This window comes from Leifsonia sp. C5G2 (genome assembly GCF_013359685.1).
In the GTDB taxonomy this organism is placed as follows: domain Bacteria; phylum Actinomycetota; class Actinomycetes; order Actinomycetales; family Microbacteriaceae; genus Leifsonia.
Genome location: NZ_JABFMV010000004.1, coordinates 83,273 through 101,792, shown reverse-complemented (window position 1 = coordinate 101,792; position 18,520 = coordinate 83,273). Strand labels below are relative to the sequence as shown.

Genomic DNA, 18,520 nt, shown 5'->3' with positions numbered 1-18,520 from the left:
CTGTAAATTCGCCCCCACGTGCCGACGTACCGGCTCAAGCACCACCGTCCACGCGCCCACCCGGTCACCGGGGTTGCGCGAACGGCTCACTCAAGGGAGAGATCACATGAAGAAGCGATTCGCCGCACGCGCGATCGCACTCGCGGTCACGGCGGGCCTCGGGCTCGCGCTGACCGCCTGCGGAAGCAGCGGCGGCGCAGGAGGCGCGGAAGTCTCCTCCGGCGACTACACCGGACCGAAGGTCACCATCAGCTTCTGGAACGGCTGGACGGGCGGCGCAGCACCCGTGCTCGTCCCCAAGCTGGTGGACAAGTTCAACTCGGAGCACAAGAACATCGTCGTCAAGGACGTCCCGATGGAGTGGGCCGACATCGCCCGCAAGATGCCCCTCGCAGTCAAGGCGGGCAAGGGACCGGACGTCGCGGTCGGCCACGGCGACGACATCGCCACCTATGCGGCCCAGGGCCTCGTGCTGAAGGCGGACGACATCGTGAAGGGGCTCGGCTACAAGGCGAGCGACTTCCCGGAGGGCCTGCTCGACGCGGGCAAGTACAACGGCGGCCAGTACGCCGTGCCGTGGTCGGTCACCCCGCTCGGCCTCTACGTCAACAAGGACGTCCTGAAGTCGGCGGGCGTGGACAGCATCCCCACCGACAAGGCCGGCTACCTCGCGGCGCTCGACAAGCTGAAGGCCGCGGGCGTGCAGGGCGAGTGGGTCGACGGCTACGTCTTCACCGGCACCTTCGAGTTCGAGAGCCTGCTCTGGCAGTTCGGCGGCGACCTGTTCGACAAGGACGTCACGAAGGCCACCTTCAACTCCGACGCGGGCGTCAAGGCGCTCACCTGGATGACCGACCTCATCAAGAAGGGCTACAGCCCGGCCGACGTGGCGCAGGACGGCAACATCAACGCCCTCATCGCGGGCAAGACCGCGTTCAACTGGAACGGCGTCTGGCAGACCACGAACACCGCGTTCGACAAGCTGCAGTGGGAGGCCACCGCCGTCCCGCAGATCGGCGACCAGAAGGCCGTGTGGTCCTCGTCCACCCACTGGATGTTCATGAACAACAAGGGCCAGGACAAGAACAAGACCGCGGCCGCCGCGACGTTCGTCAAGTGGATGAACGACAACTCCGCCGACTGGCCCAAGACCGGTGAGCTCCCCGCGAAGAACTCGGTCCGCGACGACCCCAAGCTGGTGCAGACCTACCCGAACCTGAAGCCGTTCCTGGACCAGCTGCCGTACGCGCACTACGAGCCGATCGCCCCGGGCATCACCACCGTGGAGGCCACCATCACCACCGCGGTGAACGAGGCGATCACCGGCAAGAAGGACCCGAAGCAGGCGCTCGACGACGCGGTCGCGAAGGCGAACACCCTGCTGAAGCAGAACAAAGAGAAGTACGGTGACTGAGACCACCGCTTCGATCGTGGCGCCCCGGGAGACCGGGGCGCCACGCCCGCTTCGCTCGGGCCGCTCCCGGCGGCCCGGCGCTCCGCGGCGCACCGGCGTCGCGTACCTCTTCCTCGCGCCGTTCCTGGTGCTGTTCGTCGTCTTCGTTCTCGGGCCCGCGGTGTTCGGCCTGTGGATCAGCCTCACCAACTGGAGCCCGTTCCGGGTCAACCAGTCGTTCGTCGGGCTGAAGAACTACCTCGACCTCTTCACGCCGGGCTCCGCGACCTCCGGCGACTTCTGGCAGTCGATGTCGGCGACCGGCATCTTCACGCTCGCGAGCGTCCCCTTCCTGCTGATCATCCCGCTGCTGGTCGCCGTGCTGCTGAACCAGCGGATCCGGGCGGGATCGTTCTTCCGCGGCATCTTCTTCGCGCCGTACGTGCTCGGCGTCGCCGTCATCGGCGTGATCTGGAAGTACCTGCTCGACACGCAGTCCGGCATCGTCAACCACCTGCTCGGGATGCTCGGCCTGCCCGACAACCTCCCCTGGACCGTCGACACCCCCTGGGTCTGGGTGACCCTCGCCGGCGTGACCGTGTGGTGGACGATGGGGTTCAACACCGTCATCATCCTCGCCGGGCTGAAGGGCATCAGCCCCGACCTGTACGAGGCCGCCGCGCTCGACGGCGCCGGCGCCGTGCGCCAGTTCTTCAGCGTCACGCTCCCTGGCCTGCGCTCGGTGATGACCTTCGTGGTCACCATCACGATCCTCGCGAGCGCCAACATGTTCGGGCAGTCGTTCCTGATCACCAAGGGCGGCCCGGGCAACCAGACGCGCACGGCGATCATGTACATCGCCGACCAGGGCCTCTCGCAGAACAACATGGCCGCCGCCTCGGCGATGAGCTACGTGCTGTTCGCGTTCCTGGCGATCATCAGCATCATCAACTTCCGGCTCCAGCGGGAGCGGGCAGAGAAGAGCGCCTCATGACGACGACCACCACCCCCGTCCGGGAAGAGACCGCCGCACCGCGTGCGGTGCCCGGCCGCCGCAGGCAGAGCCCGCAGCGGGCGCTGCGGAAGAGCGTCCTCTACGCCGTGCTGATCGTGCTCGCGCTCATCGTCATCCTCCCGCTGGTGTGGATCCTGCTGACGTCGTTCAAGACCGACGGCGACGCCATCCGGAACCCGTACTCGGCGTTCCCCAACCCGTTCTCGACCGATGCGTACACGACCCTGGCGAGCGGGCAGCAGCCGGTGTTCCGCTGGTTCCTCAACAGCCTGGCGGCCGCGGCGCTGCAGACCGTGATCATCCTGGTCACCGCGTCGATGGCCGCGTATGCGCTCGCGCGCCTGGAGTTCTGGGGCAAGCGGATCGTGTTCGGCCTGATCGTCGCGACGCTGCTGGTGCCGCCGGTGATCTTCCTCATCCCGAACTACCTGATCGTGCAGAACCTGGGGTGGCTCGACACCATCTGGGCCATCACGATCCCGGGTGCCGCGAGCGCGTTCGGCGTGTTCTTCCTCCGTCAGTTCTTCGTCGGGCTGCCGGCGGAGATCGAGGAGGCGGCTCGCATCGACGGCGCAGGCGACTTCCGGATCTTCCTGCAGATCGTCCTCCCGCTCGCCCGGCCTGCGCTGGCGACCCTTGCGGTGCTGAGCTTCCTGGCGAACTGGAACGACTTCCTGTGGCCGGTCTACGTGCTCCTCAGCCCGGAGAACCTCACACTGCAGCCCGGCCTGTCGCAGCTGCAGGGCGCCTACTCCACCCACTACGCCATCGTCATGGCGGGCGCGGTGATCGCGTCGGTGCCGGTGCTCATCCTGTTCTTCTTCGCCCAGAAGCAGATCGTCGAGAGCGTGGCCACCAGCGGGGTCAAGGGGTGAGGGTGCGCCGCCTCGCGGTCGCGGCCGTCGCGGCGTGCGCTCTGGCCGCCGGGCTCGCGGGGTGCTCCGCGGGCTCGGCGCCGAGCGCGGAGCCGTCGCCCACGATCGCGCCGTTCCAGATCGACAGCGACTTCCCCGACCCCGGTGCCCTGGTCGTCGGCGACCGCGTCTACGCGTACGCGACGAACACGCCGGCGGTGAACGTCCAGCTCGCCACCAGCGACGACATGAAGACGTGGACGCTGAGCGACCGGGATGCGATGCCCGACCTTCCTGCGTGGGCGCTCCCGGGCAAGACCTGGGCGCCCGGACCGGCCCGGCTCGCGGGCGGCCGGTTCGCCCTCTACTTCACCGCATCGGATGCCTCCAGCCGCTACCAGTGCATCGGCGTCGCGTTCGCCGACCGACCGGAGGGTCCGTTCACCTCGACAGCCGACAAGCCGCTCGTCTGTCCCGTCGATCAGGGCGGCGCGATCGACGCGAGCGTAACCATCGACGCGGACGGACAGCGCTACCTGGTCTGGAAGAACGACGGCAACTGCTGCGGCTTCGACACCTGGCTCTACGCGCAGCCGCTCGCGGCAGACGGCGCCTCCCTCACCGGCGAGCCGACGCGCCTGATCAAGCAGACCGAGCCGTGGGAGGGGCACCTCATCGAAGCTCCCGTGATCGTTCGGCACGACGGCCAGTACGTGCTCCTCTATTCTGCGAACGACTACGGCGACTCCTCCTACGCGACCGGCGCCGCGACGGCGAAGAGCCTCCTTGGCCCCTATGCGAAGGCGAAGAACCCGTTGCTGTCCACCTCCGGCTCGAAGGGCCGCTACCTCGGACCGGGCGGTGAGGACCTGGTGACCTTCCGCGGCGAGGACTGGTTGCTCTTCCACTCGTGGGACGAGGCGTTCGCCTACCGCGGGATGCATGCCGTCCCCGTCACCTGGCGGAACGGCCTGCCGGAGCCGTCGCCGTGACCGGGCGAGGCCTCCGCGTCGCCCGGCACTGGGGACCGGTCTGGGCCGGCTATTTCGCCGACCCGTTCGTGCTGCGGCTGCGGGACGGAGGCTACGTCGCCTACGGTACGCATCCCGGCAGCGACGACGACCGGGTCTTCGAGGCCCTCGTCTCGCCCGACCTCGCGGCCTGGCAGAGCGCCGGCGCGGTGCTCGAGCGTCTGCCCCAGGGCTTCGGCGACGACTACTGGGCGCCGGAGGTCGCGGAGACCGACGAGGGCTTCTGGATGTACTACTCGGTCGGCCGCGGCATCGACGGCCACCACCTGCGGGTCGCCCGCGCCGACTCCGCCACCGGACCCTTCCGTGATCTCGGCGTCGACCTCACCCCGGATGAGGTCTTCGCCATCGATGCCCACCCGTTCCAGGACGTCGATGGCCGCTGGTACCTCTTCTTCGCCCGGGACGTGCTCGACCATGAGCGGCCGGGAACGCACCTCGCCGTCGCCCCGCTCGGCGCCGGGATGGCGTCGCTCGACGATCCGGCCGTCGCGGTCCTCGCACCGAACGCCGACTGGCAGCTCTACGAGCGCGACCGGCTCATCCATGACCGGCGCTTCGACTGGCACACGCTGGAGGGCCCGGCCGTCCTCCACCGCGACGGCCGTTACTGGCTCACCTATTCGGGCGGCGCGTGGACCGGCGAGGGCTACGCGGTCGGAGTGGCCGTCGCCGACCATCCGCTCGGCCCCTGGGGGCACGTGGATCAGCCGCCGCTCCTGCGCAGCGGCGGCGACCTGCGGGGCCCGGGCCACAACTCGCTGACCGTCTCACCCGACGGAACGGATGTGATCGCGTTCCACTCCTGGAACGCGGACGCGACCATGCGGCAGCTGCACCTCGGCGCCGTCCACGTCGAACACTAGGGAGAAGCCATGACCGCCGACGTCCCCCGCGTCACCCCGTCGATGCCGGACACCGCAGGAGTCGATCCCGGGATTGCGGACGCCGTGGCCGCCCTCTACGCCGACGGCATCGTCGGCAAGAAGGGCGCCTTCACGGTCGAATGGGCGGATCGTCTCCGCGAGGACATCGATGCGGCGTTCGCCGAGGCGCTCGGCCGCCCGGGCGGCGCTGTCGGCCGTGGCACCAAGCGCTACTACGTGGAGCTCCATCCCGAGCAGCTGCACGGCTGGCTGGACATCGTCGACCACCCGTGGGTGCGCGGCGTGTGCGAGGCGGTGCTCGGCCCCGACTACCAGATCGTCGAGCTCGGCTTCGACGTGCCGGGTCCCGGTGCGAAGGACCAGCCGTTCCACCGCGACTTCCCGATGCCCGACGAGACGAAGCGGACCGGCCGCCTGACCTCGCTGGCCTTCAATCTGACGGCTGTCGACACCGCCGAGGACATGGGCCCGTTCGAGATAGCGCTCGGCACGCAGTGGGACCTCCCCGAGGGATTCGAACACGAGATGTTCCCGGTGAGAGAGCTGTACCCGCGCCTCCAGGAGCGCGCCGTGCGCAAGTACCCGCTGCGCGGCGACATCTCCGCCCGGTCGGCGCTCACGCTGCACCGCGGCACCGAGAACACGTCGCAGCTGTCCCGTCCTGTTCTGGTGCTCGGCGTGGATGCGCCGGGCGCGGGGAACGCGGAGCACCACGACATGGCCGTGACCCGGAACTTCTACGACAGCCTCCCGGACCGCGTGAAGCGGCACCTCGTGTGCCCGATCGTGGACGAGCTCACCCCGATCACCCAGAAGCACACGATCGAGGGCCTCATGATGGGCGACGCGTGAAGCCGGGCGTCCGCCGTTAAACCACGATGCCGGGCTGTAGGAAGACTAGGGTTTCTTCCTACGGCCCGGCATACGTTCGGGGTTACGCCGGTGGATTATTCGGGTTCCCCCGGCGCTCTTCGAGAATACACGACAAGACCGGTCTGTGTAGGTCAAATGGAGGACATTTTTGTACCCCGGCCTGTCCCCAATTTGAGGGGCAAGCGGCTGGTCAGGCGCTGAGCTCCTGCTTGAGGGCGGCGACGAAGGCGTCGATGTCGTCCTCCGTGGTGTCGAAGGAGCACATCCAGCGCACCTCGTTGTTGGCCGCATCCCAGTCGTAGAACCGGAAGTGCTCGCGCAGACGATCCGCGACGCCGGTCGGCAGGGTCGCGAACACACCGTTCGCCTGCGTCTCCTGGCTGAAGCCGACGCCCTGGATGCTGCCGTCGGCGATGCCCGCCTCCAGGGCGTTCCGCAGCCGCGTCGCCATGGCGTTGGCGTGCCCGGCCGACCGCAGGTACAGGTCGTCGGTGAGCAGCGCGATCAGCTGCGCCGAGATGAACCGCATCTTCGACGCGAGCTGCATGTTCAGCTTGCGGAGGTAGATGAGCCCCTCGGAGGCCGCCGGGTTGAGCACGACGACGGCCTCGCCGTACAGCATGCCGTTCTTCGTGCCGCCGAAGCTGAGCACGTCGACGCCCGCGTCGGTCGTGAACGCCCGCAGCGGCACGCCGAGGGTGGCCGCCGCGTTGGAGATGCGCGAGCCGTCCATGTGCAGCTTCATGCCCTTGGCATGCACGTGGTCGGCGATCGCGCGGATCTCCTCCACCGTGTAGGCCGTGCCGAGCTCCGTCGTCTGCGTGATGGACACGACGAGCGGCTGTGCCCGGTGCTCGTCGCCCCATCCCCACGCCTCGCGGTCGATGAGCTCGGGGGTGAGCTTGCCGTCCGGCGTCTCCACGGTCAGCAGCTTGATGCCGGCGACCTTCTCGGGCGCGCCGGCCTCGTCGGTGTTGATGTGCGCGGTCTTGGCGCAGACGACGGCGCCCCAGCGCGGCAGCATCGACTGCAGCCCGACGACGTTCGCTCCGGTGCCGTTGAAGACCGGATAGACCTCGACGCCCTCGCCGAAGTGCTCGGCGAACACCTCGTGCAGCCGTGCGGTGTAGACGTCCTCGCCGTACGCGATCTGGTGACCGCTGTTGGCGGCGGAGATGGCGTCGAGGATCTCGGGATGCACACCCGCGTAGTTGTCGGAGGCGAACCCGCGAAGGGTGAGGTCGTGGAGTTGAAGCGTCACGGTTCCATCCTTCCAGGCGTGAGCGGGATGCGCTGACCGTTGACCGAGGCCGCCTCCGCATCCCAGAGCCCCACGACCTCGTCTCCGAGCCGGGCCTCCAGGCCCTCGAGCGACTTCACGACGAACACGGTCGCCGCCGACTGCGGCGCCTGCTTCGCGAAGCCCTGCGCGATCGCGCGGACCCAGGCGTCGGCGGCCGCCTTCGCCGCCGCGTAGTTGGCGCCGCCGGGATAGGGCTTGTCGACCGCCGTCGACGAGACGATCGCCAGGCGCCCGGCGGGAGAGGCGGCGAGGTCGTCGAAGAAGACGCGGGTCGTGTTGCGGAGGGTGCGGAAGGCGCGCTCCAGGAAGTCCCAGTCCTCGTCGCTCTGCCCGGCGAACCCGCCGCCGCCGCGCCAGCCGCCGACGAGGTGGATGAGACCGTCGAGGTGGCCGAACTTCAGGTGGATGCGCATGGCCAGCTCGGCCACGGCGTCCCGGTCGGCGAGATCGCAGGCGCGCGTGTCCACGCCCGGCACCGCGGCCTCCAGGGCATCCAGCGCCTCCTGCCGGGTGCCGACCGCGAGGACGCGGGCGCCCGCGGCGACGAGCGCCCGGGCGACGGCCTCGCCGGACGCGCTGGTCGCCCCGGCGAGGAGGACGAGTCTGCCCGCCGCGCCGGACGGCCCGGCCTCCGAGGAGGGCCGGGCCGCCGGGTGCGCCGCGTGAGCGTCGGTCATACGGCGTCCGTCGTGCCGGTGATTCCGGCGGTGGACTCGATGACCGCCGCCATCTTCTTGTTCAGTGCCTCGTAGAACATCGACAGCGGGAACTCGTCGTCCAGCACCTGGTCGGTGTAGCCCTTCGGCGGACCGGCGAGCACCTCGTCCGAGAGGCCGCGCGCCCAGTTGGAGGCCGGGTGCGGGGTCAGCGTCTCGGTGAGCATCTCGTACGCCGCCAGCCAGTGCGCCACCTTCGGCCGGTCGATCGACCGCCAGTAGAGGTCGTTGATCCGGTCGCTGAGGGCGACGACCACGTCGGGCACGTTCTCCCAGTCGATGGTGAGCTGGGTGTCGGTCCAGTGCAGCACGTTGTGCTGGTGCATCCACGCGAACAGCAGCTGGCCGCCGAGCCCGTCGTAGTTGCGCACCCGGCTGCCGGTGATCGCGAAGCGGAAGATACGGTCGAAGATCACCGCGTACTGCACCAGGTGCGCGTGATCGCGGATCGCGCGCTGCGCATCCGACAGCTCCGACTCCGGCAGGGCGCTGAGCTCGCGCTCCAGCTTCACCGACTCGCGGAACGCCGTCAGGTCGCAGCGCAGCTCCTCCAGCGAGTAGAGGAAGAACGGCATCCGCTGCTTGATCATGAACGGGTCGAACGGCAGGTCGCCGCGCATGTGGCTGCGGTCGTGGATGATGTCCCACATCACGAAGGTCTCCTCCGTGAGGTGCTGGTCGTCCAGCATCGCGGCCGCGTCGTCCGGCAGCTCCAGCTTGGTGATCTCGGCGGCGGCGCGCACCACGCGGCGGTAGCGCGCGGCCTCGCGGTCCTGGAAGATCGCCCCCCAGGTGAACTGCGGGATCTCGCGCATCGCGACGGTCTCCGGGAACAGCACCGCGGAGTTGGTGTCGTAGCCGGGCGTGAAGTCGACGAACCGCAGCGCGACGAACAGCTTGTTGCCGTAGTCGCCTGCCTCCAGTTCCGCGACGAACTCCGGCCAGATCACCTCGACCAGCAGCGCCTCGACGTGACGGTCGGGGCTGCCGTTCTGCGTGTACATCGGGAACACGACCAGGTGGCCGAGCCCGTCCACGCGGTGCTGCTGCGGCTGGAACTCGTTCAGCGAGTCGAGGAAGTCGGGCACGCCGAAGCCCTCGTCCGCCCAGCGGGCGAAGTCGCGCTGCAGGGCGGCGAGGTAGGACGCGTCGTGCGGGAACGCCGGTGCGAGTGCGGCGATCGAGTCGACGATGGTGCGGACGTGCTCCGCGGCGGCCGGCCGATCGGACTCCTGCTCGACCGAGCCGTCCTTGACCTGGAGCGCCTGCAGCGCGACGGCGGCGTCCTTGAGGCGCAGCCAGGCGGGGTCGTTCGCGACCTCGCGGACCGGGCGGCCGTCCTCGACGACCTCGGGCTCTCCGACAATCGCGTCTGCGGTGTAGTTCTGGACGAATTGAGACATGACGAACCTCCCGTCGCTGGTCGGCCGCTCGCACGCGGCAGTGAAGTGGATGAATCGAGCCTATCCGGGGATCGCAAGCGTTTTGTTGCCCATTCCGGCGGAAAAGTGCGCGATCCGCCGCGCAGGCGCAGCTATTCGCCGGCCGCGCGGCACCTGGTTGACGCAACACGCCGCGCCGACGGGACGCCGTACGGCGTGTTGCGTCCACTCGTTCGTCAGGCGGCGTCCCAGACGGGGGCGCAGAGCGCCTCGACCCGGTCGCAGGTGGCGAGCAGGGCGGTGGGGTCGGGGGCGGCATCGGCGACGATGCCGTCGATGGAGCGGAGGCGGGCGCGGTCGAGCAGCCGCTTCTCGTTGGTGACCCACTCGCCCCTCGCCGCCAGCACGGCGTGCGCGGTCTGAAGCGCAGCGACGGTCAGCGTGGCGGTGCACTGCGCCAGCCTGCCCGCCGAGGCGTGACTGCGCGCGTAGGCGACGTGCATCCGCGCATTGCCGGACCACACCGCGGGCGCCGACCTCTGCAGCGCGGGCGGAAAGGCCGGCCGCGGGAGCTCACCGGTCAGCACGCGGGCGATGGCGAGTTCCGCGAGCAGGAGGTAGCCCGGGATGCCGGCCAGGTGGAACGCCAAGGGCTCGATGTGCATGCGTCCGGCCTCGGCGTCGGCGATCTCCCGTTCCACCGCGTCCAGATCGCGCCAGTGCAGGTCGACGGGGATGCCTCCGACCTGCAGCCATGCGCCGCCGTTGAACACGCCGCCGCCCCAGCCGCCGAGCTCCGACACCTCGCCGGGATGGCCGAGCGCGCGCACGAGCTCGGGGTCGAAGCCGCCGCGGTAGTAGACGCCGAGGTCCCAGTCACTGTCTGGGCGCTCGTCGCCCGTGGCCCGCGATCCGCCGAGGGCGATCGCCCGAACGCCCGGCAGCGCCGAGAGCTGGGATACCAGGTGCGCGACCGGCTCATCCATCCCGCGATGGTAGCGCGGCGGCGGCCGCACCCTCCGGAGGGTAGACGAGGTGCCCGTCCACCATCCGAGCCGCCGGGGTCAGCACTGCCGGGCGCACGGACGTCTCGGAAAGGATGTCGAAGACCTCGACGCCGCGCACCAGCAGCGCATCCGTCACCAGGCGGCGGTGGCAGCGCCACGGAACGGCCTCGCTGCACATGATCGCGGGCCGCGACGTCTGCGCCAGGGCGAGCAGCTCGTCCAGCCCCTCGGCGAACGGCGGCGTCGCCATGTAGTCCGCGTACGCGCGGAACGCCGCCACCCGCCAGTACCCGTTCGGGCCCTGGACGCCGGCGGGCGTGTGCCGCCTGCCGCCGAGCCGTTCCAGCCAGCGGTACCCGATGTCCGGCGGCAGTGCGGCCTCGATCGCGTCGCGGTTCCACTGCGGCAGACGCCGCGACGACGGGAAGTGCCGGATGTCGGCGAGCAGCGTCACGCCATTGACGCGCAGCATCCCGACCACCTCGTCGAAGCCGCGCGTCGAGTGGCCGATCGTGAACACGGTGGGCATGCGGAGGACGGTACCCCCGACGCCGCGTCGCTTCTGCGGCCCCTCGTCACGTGTGCGCCCGGGCGCGCAGTCGCAGACGCTACGGGGCGCAGCAGTCGCGGGCCTGCGATGATGGAGGCATGGCGAGGACGGTTCGTGGCGCACGTGTGCTGATCACCGGCGCCGCCTCCGGGATGGGGCGGCTGTATGCCGAGCGCGCGGTGCTCGAAGGAGCGCGCGCCGTCGTGCTGTGGGACCGCGATGAGGCCGCTCTGACCGAGCTGACGCACCGGCTGCGCCGCGAGATCCTCGCCGGACGCACCGCCGCCGCGTGGGGCGCGCCGGAGGGCTCGCCCAGCTCGTCGGCCGGGCGCCCGGCGACCACGGTGCTGCCGTACGTCGTCGACCTCTCGGAGCTGGGAGCGATCGCGCAGAGCGCGCAGGCGGTGCGCAAGGAGCTGGGCGGCGTCGACGTGCTCATCAACAACGCCGGGATCGTGCGCGGCAAGTTCTTCTGGGAGCACGACAACGGCGAGGACACCCGCCCGACCATGCAGGTCAACGCGCTCGCGCCCATGTACGTGACGCGGGAGTTCCTGCCCGGGATGCTGCAGAGCGCCCGCGAGGCCCGCATCGTCAACATCGCGTCCGCCGCCGGCACCATCGCGAACCCCCGCATGAGCGTGTACGCGGCGAGCAAGTGGGCGGTGATCGGCTGGAGCGACAGCGTCCGGCTGGAGCTGAAGCGGCAGGGCTTCGGGCACGTCAAGGTGACGACGGTCGCCCCCAGCTACATCGACACCGGGATGTTCGAGGGTGCGCGCGGGCCGCTCCTGACCCCGGTGATGACGCCGGAGTACGTGGTCGACCGGGTGTGGACGGCGATGCTGGCCGGCAGGCCGATGCTGATGCTGCCGTGGACGGTCGGGCTGGCGAAGACGCTGCGCGGCATCCTGCCGGTGCGGGCGTGGGATGCGATCGCCGGCCGCGTGTTCGGCGTCTACGACTCGATGGACGACTTCACCGGGAGGGAGGGCTAGGCCGATTGCGGCCGCCCACCCCTGCAAATTCTGTGAGAACTCACATAAAGTGGGCTTCCGAACGATCGAACAAGGGAGCCGAGCGTGAGCGATCCGTCGTGGACCCAGGTGGTCAAGACCGTCGAGCCTGAGCAGCCCGAGCTGAAACGCGCACTCGGTCCCGGGCTGCTGCTGCTCTTCATCGTCGGGGACATCCTGGGCACCGGGGTCTACGCGCTCACCGGTCAGGTGGCCGCAGAGGTGGGCGGAGCGGCCTGGCTGCCGTTCCTGCTCGCCTTCGCCGTGGCGACCGTGACCGCGTTCTCCTACCTCGAGCTGGTCACCAAGTACCCGCAGGCGGCGGGGGCGGCGCTGTACACGCACAAGGCGTTCGGCGTCCACTTCTTCACGTTCATCGTGTGCTTCATCGTGATGACCTCGGGCATCACGTCGGCCTCGACGGCCTCCCGCGCGTTCGCGGTGAACCTGACGATCGGGTTCGGCCTGCCGAACGACAACCTCACCACCCTCCTGATCGCGCTCGCGTTCATCGTGCTGATCATGCTGGTCAACCTCCGCGGCGTGTCCGAGAGCGTCTGGCTGAACGTGGTGCTCACGCTGGTCGAGCTCTCCGGCCTGCTGCTCGTCATCTTCATCGGGATGTGGGCGATCGCCGGAGGCAACGCCGACTGGTCGCGGGTGGTCGCGTTCGAGACCCCGGAGGACAAGGGCGTCCTGCTGGCGGTCAGCACGGCCACCTCGCTCGCGTTCTTCGCGATGGTCGGCTTCGAGGACTCGGTCAACATGGCCGAGGAGACCAAGGAGCCGAGCCGCATCTTCCCGAAGATGATGCTCAGCGGCCTCGGCATCGCCGCCGTGATCTACGTGCTGGTGTCGATCACCGTGGTGGCGCTCGTGCCGATCGGACAGCTCGCCGGCAGTGAGACCCCGCTCGTCACCGCCGTCGAGGCGGCGGCTCCGGGCTTCCCGATCAACGACCTCCTGCCGTTCATCTCGATGTTCGCCGTCGCCAACACGGCCCTCATCAACATGATGATGGCCAGCCGCCTGCTCTACGGCATGAGCAGGCAGAAGGTGCTGCCGCCGTTCCTGGCGAAGGTCTCGCCGAAGCGCAGGACGCCGTGGACGGCCATCCTGTTCACCACGGCCCTCGCGGTCGCCCTGATCGGCTACGTGTCGCTCGACCCGAAGGGCTCGATCGTGGCGCTGCTCGGCGGCACGACATCCCTGCTCCTGCTCGCGGTGTTCGCGGTCGTCAACGTCGCGGTGCTCGTGCTGCGCAAGCAGCCGGTCGACCACAAGCACTTCCGTGCGCCGACCGTGCTCCCGATCGTCGGCGCCATCACCTGCCTGTACCTGGTCTTCCCCTGGACATCCGGCCGCCCGGGCGGCCAGTACACGATCGCGCTCGGACTGCTCGCGATCGGGGTGCTGCTCTGGGCGGCGGAGCGCATCTACGCCGCGGCCGCGAAGCGGCGGGAGACTGGGGAGGGGAAGCCCGGTGCGAGCGTGAAGGAAGAGCCGACTTCCCGGCGATGATCTGCGCGCCTCCAGCCTCGTGAGCGAACGGATCGTTCCGTCGCAAGGCCTGCTGCTGGAAACCCAGCCCTCCTGCTCCTCCTCTCGCCCGTGAATCCCGGCGGGGCGGGACGCGGAGCGTAAGAACGTGGCGACCCTGCAGGTCCTTACTGATGTTGCGGCGGAATTTCGAGGGGGCCGGCGACATCGGCCGGTAGGCGGAGGAGACCCATGCGTTCAACAATGGCAACGAGACGTCGATTCGGGGCGCGCCGGATCCTGGGACTCGTGGCGATCCCGATGTCCGCGCTCATCGCCCTCGGCGTGATGGTGCTCGGCGGATTCGGTGCTTCTTACGCCGCTGCGGAACGCGGGCACCACTTCCCATCAGAGGCGTTCGAGTCTAGTGAAGAGGTCACTTTCCACGCAGACTCGCGCAACAACGTCGTTCTCTACGTCGACGAATCGTCGGCTCGGGAACGCGTTTACTGCGCGGCGAGTTCCGCGAGTGGCGAGTCCATCGCGCTGAAGGATTCGCGTGGCGGCACACCGATGGTCATGACGAGCGAGGATGCGAGCTCCGATGGCAACCATGTCACCACGCGGGAGCGTCGAATCTATCCGAAGGTGTACACGTTCACTCCTGCCCATTCCGGCGAGGTGACGGTCAGCTGCGAACTTGGGAACCCTCAGGGCGGGTTCAAGCTGGACAACAGCGGGATGGCGACGTCCGAGTTCAGTGCCCCGCTTCTTGCGGGTCTCGCGACTGGCACGATTCTGGGAGTGGCCGGGCTGGTCGCCGCCGTTGTCCCGACACGTCGCCGCTAGACGCCGCGTACCCCGCTACGCGTCCCCCGCCCGGTGGCGGGGCTGGCCGCGCTCGACCCCTCGGGCGCGCGGGCCAGCCGGCCGAGCTCGCGCCGGTGTATGTGCTCCTCGCCTCCGACGAGGGCTCGTACATCTCGGGGGCGCGGGTGGCGGTGACGGGCGGCCGCCCCGCCCTGTAGTCCGCGCACGCACGAGAACGGCGCCGGTGGTCAGGCCACCGGCGCCGTTCGCGTCTTCGAGGGTGAGCGGTCAGACCGTCTCGCCGCGGTCGACCTCGCCGCGCCAGGCGCCCGTCTCGCCGCCGTGCGACTCGATGAACTCCTTGAAGTTCTTGAGGTCCTTCTTCACCGCGTGGTCGTCGAGGCCGAAGACCTGGCCGACCTTCTCCAGCGCGTCCGACGGCGCCCACTCCAGCTGGACCGTCACCTTGGTCTCCGTGTCGGAGAGGCGGTGGAACGTGACGACGCCCGCGTGCTCGGTGTCGCCGGCGACCGACTTCCACGCCACGCGCTCGTCGGGGATCTGCTCGGCGATGACGGTGTCGAACTGACGCTCAGCACCGCCGATCTTGACCCGCCAGTGGTTGGTGGTCTCATCCACCTGGGTGATCTCCTCCACCTCGTCGAGGAAGTGGGGGAAGGACTCGAACTGGGTCCACTGGTTGTATGCCGTCGTGACGGGCACGCTCACGTCGATGGACTCGGTCACTGCAGCCATGTCGGCTCCTTTCGCTGTACTTCTCGTTCTTCGCGATCGGAGCCGACGCTAGGCCGGGTAGGGCGGGGGGAGTAGGGGATGGATTTCTCAGCCGGATCGTGGAAAGCCCAACGACCCTGCCCGCGCTACGGCGTGCTCACGCCCAGCGCCGGGCCGCCCAGCGCTCGAACAGGCCGAGCAGCGAGTCCGTGATCTTGCCGAGCACGGCCAGGAGGATGATCGCGAGGAAGAGGCGGTCGGTTCGGCCGTTGTTCTGCGAGTCGCTCAGCAGGAAGCCGAGCCCCATCGACGACGCGATCAGCTCGGCGGCGACGAGGAACAGCCACGCCTGGGCGAGCGCCAGCCGGAGGCCGGAGATGACCGACGGCAGCACGGCGGGAAGCTGCACCGTGGTGAACAGGCGCACGCCGTTCAGGCCGAACGCGCGCCCCGCCTCCACCAGGTGCCGGTCGACGTGCTTGAGGGCCGCGGCGACGGTCGTGTAGACGGGGAAGAACGCGCCGATGGCGATCAGGATGATCTTGGAGTCCTCGCCGATCTTGAACCACAGGATCAGCAGCGGCACCCAGGCGAGCGACGGCACGGCACGGATGGCGGCGAGGGTCGGGCTGAACAGGATGTCCGACCAGCGCGACAGCCCGACCAGCGCCCCCAGCAGCAGGCCGAGCGCCGCGCCGATGGCGAAACCGATCAGCACGCGCTGGGTCGAGATCGCGACGTACTGCCCGAGCAGCCCGCGCTGGGCCAGGTCGACCGCCGCCTCCCACACCATCGCGGGTGTCGGCAGCTGCGACGACGTGAACGCGCCGGAGGTCGCGGCGAGCTGCCAGGCGACGAGGAGGATCACGGGGATGAGGAATCCCGCGGCGATCCGCACCCAGCGGCGGGAGGCCCGCGGGATGCGGGAGCCCGGCGGCTCCGGGCGCGGCCGCTCGCGGGCGACCGAGGTGCCGCCTCCACCGGCCAGCCCGGTGCCGCCGACGTAAATCAGCGGGCCGTCGCCTCCCGGCGCGTTGCTCGTCGTCATGGTCTCCGTCAGCCCCCGATGGCGCTCGGGTCGGCCTTCGTGGCGAACGCCGGGTCGAGCAGCGTGTCGAGCGCCTTGTCGATGTCGGCCTGCGAGCGGACGTCGCCCGACTGGACGAAGATCGGGCCGACCTTCTTCAGAACGGCCAGCTGCGCCTTCCCCGGCACGTTGGAGACGTCCAGGTTGGTGCGCTCGGTGATGACCGTGGTGGCGACGGCCGGGTCGATGCCGGCGACGTCGGAGAGGATCTTCGCCGTCTCGTCGGGGTGCTTCTGCGCCCAGGCCCGCGCGTACTCGTAGGTGTTCACGACGGTCTGAGCCACGTCCGGCTTCGACGACAAGAACGACTCGGTCGCGTTCAGGAAGCCGTAGGTGTTGAACTTCACGTTGCGGTAGATGAGCTTCGCGCCCGACTTCTCGGCGTTCGCCATGATCGGGTCGAGGCCGCTCCAGGCGTCCACCGAGCCGTTCTGCAGGGCGGCCCAGCCGTCCGCGTGCTGCAGGTTCTGGATGGTGACGTCGCTGGCGGACAGGCCGTTGGCCTCCAGCGACTGCAGCAGGAAGAAGTACGGGTCGGTGCCCTTGGTGGCGGCGACCTGCTTGCCCTTGAGCTCCTTCACCGAGGTGATCGGGGAGTTCGGTCCGACGACGATCGCCGACCACTCCGGCTGCGAGTAGATGTCGATCGTCTTGATCGCGGAGCCGTTGGAACGGGCGAGCAGCGCGGCCGAGCCGGCGGTGGAGCCGACGTCGATGGCACCGGAGCGCAGGGCCTCGTTGGCCTTGTTCGAGCCGGCGGACTGCACCCAGTTGACCGTGATGTCCTGCTTCTTCAGCGCCTTCTCCAGCCATCCCTCCTTCTTGATGACGAGGCTCAGCGGGTTGTAGGTGGCGAAGTCGATGTTGAGCGTCCCGCCCTTGGTGACGCCGGCGGTGCTCTCCGAGCCGGCTGCGGCCCCCTCGCCGGCGACGCAGCCGGTCAGCAGGAGGCTCGTGGCCGCGGCGATGGCCGCGGCGGCGGTCAGGATGGTGGATGTGCGGCGCATGATGCCTCTCGGGTCGCTGTGCGTAGGGGTTTCAGTACGGGAAGACGGGGAGTGCGGTGGTGCGGTGCTCGCCGTGGGCGCGGCCGTGGCGGTCGATGCCCAGGCCGTCGAGCAGGTCCGCGCGCAGCGCGGCGAGCTCCGCCGAGCCGCGATCGCGCGGACGAGCGCCGGGAACGGTGGTGACGCTGCGGATCGTGGAGCCGTCGCGCCCCGGCTCGGTGCCGAGCAGGACGACGCGGTCGGCGAGCTGCAGGGCCTCGTCGACGTCGTGGGTGACGAGCAGGATCGTGGTGGGCGCGGCCGCGTGGACGTCGAGCAGGAGGTCCTGCATGCGGAGCCGGGTGAGCGCGTCGAGGGCGCCGAACGGCTCGTCGAGCAGCAGGACGCCGGGATTGCGGGCGAGAGCCCGGGCGAGGGAGGCGCGCTGCGCCATGCCGCCGGAGACCTCGCGCGGCCGGAGGGCCGCAGAGGCGGTGAGCCCGACGAGGTCGAGCAGCCGGGCGACGCGCTCTCGGCCAGCGGCGCGGTCGAGGCCGCGGGGGAGTCCGAGCGCGACGTTGTCGGCGAGCGAGCGCCACGGGAGCAGGCGCGGCTCCTGGAAGCCGACCGCGCAGCGCGCATCCACGCCGGCGACCGGGGTGCCGTCGATCAGGGCGGCGCCGCCCGTGGGGGTGTCGAGTCCGCCCGCGATGCGCAACAGCGTCGACTTGCCGCAGCCGCTCGGGCCGAGGATCGCGACGACCTCGCCCGGCGCGATGCGGAGGGACACGTCGCGCAGCACCACGCGCTGCCGCTCGGCGGACCGCGTGTCGCGCGTGTCCCGTACCTCGAAGGCGCGCCCGACGCCGTCGAAGGCGACGGGGAAGGCGGAGGACGGAGCGGCGGTCATGGTGCTCCGACGCTACCGAGGGGCGGCGCCCGCCCGCTGGGCCGCTGAAACGCTACGTAACGAAAGCGGCCCAGCCGTGCCTCGGGAGCGTCAGAGCGAGGCGCCGGGGACGCCGGAGATCACGAGCGCGGCGCCGCCGATCCACACGCCGACCGCGAGCACGATGCCTGCGAGCGGCACCCAGAACGCGATCCGCCTGCGCACGAGCAGCACGACCGCGACGATGGTGGTCGCCACGGCGACCGCGCCAGGGCCGAGGAGCGCGACGAAGAAGCCTGCGCTCATCCGGCCGGTGTCGCACACGGTCGAGGCGCCGCACGGGTCGCTCGCGAAGACGAGGAAGAACGCGAAGAAGGTCAGGCCGATGGTGATCGCCCCGCCGATCACCAGGAGGACGATCGTGGTGACGAGGTCCCACACCTCGACGGGACGGCGCGGAGCGGGCGGCGGTGCGTAACCGGGCGGCGGGGTCGTCATCGTCTCGTC

The 18,520-nt window shown here is 69.8% G+C and carries 19 protein-coding genes and 1 pseudogene; 10 read left to right on the top strand and 10 right to left on the bottom strand.

Annotated elements, in window-relative coordinates; translation table 11 throughout:
- The first annotated feature begins 106 nt into the window (after nt 1-106).
- Genes HNO83_RS07045 through HNO83_RS07020 form a run of 6 tightly spaced genes read left to right on the top strand, consistent with a single transcriptional unit; the run spans nt 107 to nt 6,032 of the window.
- Entirely contained in the window at nt 107-1,414 is a 1,308-nt protein-coding gene (locus HNO83_RS07045) for an ABC transporter substrate-binding protein (RefSeq protein ID WP_175336814.1), read from the top strand.
- Nucleotides 1,407-2,387, top strand: coding sequence for a carbohydrate ABC transporter permease (locus HNO83_RS07040; protein ID WP_175336813.1), 981 nt, complete (start codon nt 1,407-1,409; stop codon nt 2,385-2,387). Before HNO83_RS07045 ends, HNO83_RS07040 begins: the two co-directional genes overlap by 8 nt.
- Entirely contained in the window at nt 2,384-3,283 is a 900-nt protein-coding gene (locus HNO83_RS07035; RefSeq protein WP_217498804.1) for a carbohydrate ABC transporter permease, read from the top strand. Before HNO83_RS07040 ends, HNO83_RS07035 begins: the two co-directional genes overlap by 4 nt.
- Nucleotides 3,280-4,254, top strand: a complete 975-nt coding sequence (locus HNO83_RS07030; RefSeq protein ID WP_349627101.1) for a glycoside hydrolase family 43 protein — start codon at nt 3,280-3,282, stop codon at nt 4,252-4,254. Before HNO83_RS07035 ends, HNO83_RS07030 begins: the two co-directional genes overlap by 4 nt.
- Nucleotides 4,251-5,159, top strand: coding sequence for a glycoside hydrolase family 43 protein (locus HNO83_RS07025; protein ID WP_175336812.1), 909 nt, complete (start codon nt 4,251-4,253; stop codon nt 5,157-5,159). Before HNO83_RS07030 ends, HNO83_RS07025 begins: the two co-directional genes overlap by 4 nt.
- A gap of 9 nt (nt 5,160-5,168) precedes the next feature.
- The gene (locus tag HNO83_RS07020) at nt 5,169-6,032 is read left to right on the top strand and encodes a phytanoyl-CoA dioxygenase family protein (RefSeq protein ID WP_217498803.1); all 864 of its coding nucleotides are present in this window, start codon (nt 5,169-5,171) and stop codon (nt 6,030-6,032) included.
- Between the two features lie 211 nt (nt 6,033-6,243).
- Here the strand turns inward: HNO83_RS07020 and HNO83_RS07015 are convergent, their stop codons facing one another.
- The 5 genes from HNO83_RS07015 to HNO83_RS06995 form a co-directional block, all read right to left on the bottom strand.
- Nucleotides 6,244-7,314 carry a threonine aldolase family protein gene (locus HNO83_RS07015; protein ID WP_175336811.1) on the bottom strand — a complete coding sequence of 357 codons (1,071 nt, stop codon included), beginning with the start codon at nt 7,312-7,314 and terminating at the stop codon, nt 6,244-6,246.
- The gene (locus HNO83_RS07010; RefSeq protein ID WP_175336810.1) at nt 7,311-8,033 is read right to left on the bottom strand and encodes an SDR family oxidoreductase; all 723 of its coding nucleotides are present in this window, start codon (nt 8,031-8,033) and stop codon (nt 7,311-7,313) included. The genes HNO83_RS07015 and HNO83_RS07010 overlap by 4 nt, the downstream gene beginning before the upstream one ends.
- Nucleotides 8,030-9,475 (bottom strand): DUF6421 family protein, encoded by a 1,446-nt coding sequence (locus HNO83_RS07005; RefSeq protein ID WP_175336809.1) that lies wholly within the window; start codon nt 9,473-9,475, stop codon nt 8,030-8,032. The genes HNO83_RS07010 and HNO83_RS07005 overlap by 4 nt, the downstream gene beginning before the upstream one ends.
- A gap of 215 nt (nt 9,476-9,690) precedes the next feature.
- Nucleotides 9,691-10,440, bottom strand: coding sequence for a nucleotidyltransferase family protein (locus HNO83_RS07000; protein ID WP_175336808.1), 750 nt, complete (start codon nt 10,438-10,440; stop codon nt 9,691-9,693).
- Nucleotides 10,433-10,990, bottom strand: coding sequence for a DUF488 domain-containing protein (locus HNO83_RS06995; protein ID WP_175336807.1), 558 nt, complete (start codon nt 10,988-10,990; stop codon nt 10,433-10,435). The genes HNO83_RS07000 and HNO83_RS06995 overlap by 8 nt, the downstream gene beginning before the upstream one ends.
- Nucleotides 10,991-11,109: 119 nt before the next feature.
- Between HNO83_RS06995 and HNO83_RS06990 the strand changes: the two genes are divergently transcribed.
- The 4 genes and pseudogenes from HNO83_RS06990 to HNO83_RS06975 form a co-directional block, all read left to right on the top strand.
- Entirely contained in the window at nt 11,110-12,009 is a 900-nt protein-coding gene (locus HNO83_RS06990; RefSeq protein ID WP_175336806.1) for an SDR family NAD(P)-dependent oxidoreductase, read from the top strand.
- A gap of 84 nt (nt 12,010-12,093) precedes the next feature.
- Complete coding sequence (locus HNO83_RS06985; RefSeq protein WP_175336805.1) at nt 12,094-13,548, top strand: APC family permease; 1,455 nt, start codon at nt 12,094-12,096, stop codon at nt 13,546-13,548.
- Between the two features lie 279 nt (nt 13,549-13,827).
- Nucleotides 13,828-14,355, top strand: coding sequence for a hypothetical protein (locus HNO83_RS06980; protein ID WP_175336804.1), 528 nt, complete (start codon nt 13,828-13,830; stop codon nt 14,353-14,355).
- Nucleotides 14,356-14,399: 44 nt separating this feature from the next.
- Nucleotides 14,400-14,534: pseudogene (locus HNO83_RS06975) on the top strand (SDR family oxidoreductase); the annotation flags it as partial.
- Between the two features lie 70 nt (nt 14,535-14,604).
- Here the strand turns inward: HNO83_RS06975 and HNO83_RS06970 are convergent.
- The 5 genes from HNO83_RS06970 to HNO83_RS06950 form a co-directional block, all read right to left on the bottom strand.
- Nucleotides 14,605-15,072, bottom strand: coding sequence for an SRPBCC family protein (locus HNO83_RS06970; RefSeq protein WP_175336803.1), 468 nt, complete (start codon nt 15,070-15,072; stop codon nt 14,605-14,607).
- A 136-nt stretch (nt 15,073-15,208) separates the two neighbouring features.
- The gene (locus tag HNO83_RS06965; protein ID WP_249776560.1) at nt 15,209-16,099 is read right to left on the bottom strand and encodes an ABC transporter permease; all 891 of its coding nucleotides are present in this window, start codon (nt 16,097-16,099) and stop codon (nt 15,209-15,211) included.
- 8 nt (nt 16,100-16,107) lie between these two features.
- The gene (locus HNO83_RS06960; protein ID WP_175336802.1) at nt 16,108-17,145 is read right to left on the bottom strand and encodes an aliphatic sulfonate ABC transporter substrate-binding protein; all 1,038 of its coding nucleotides are present in this window, start codon (nt 17,143-17,145) and stop codon (nt 16,108-16,110) included.
- Nucleotides 17,146-17,176: 31 nt separating this feature from the next.
- Nucleotides 17,177-18,034 (bottom strand): ABC transporter ATP-binding protein, encoded by an 858-nt coding sequence (locus tag HNO83_RS06955; protein WP_175336801.1) that lies wholly within the window; start codon nt 18,032-18,034, stop codon nt 17,177-17,179.
- A 90-nt stretch (nt 18,035-18,124) separates the two neighbouring features.
- Nucleotides 18,125-18,511 carry a DUF6264 family protein gene (locus tag HNO83_RS06950; RefSeq protein ID WP_175336800.1) on the bottom strand — a complete coding sequence of 129 codons (387 nt, stop codon included), beginning with the start codon at nt 18,509-18,511 and terminating at the stop codon, nt 18,125-18,127.
- Nucleotides 18,512-18,520: the final 9 nt, after the last annotated feature.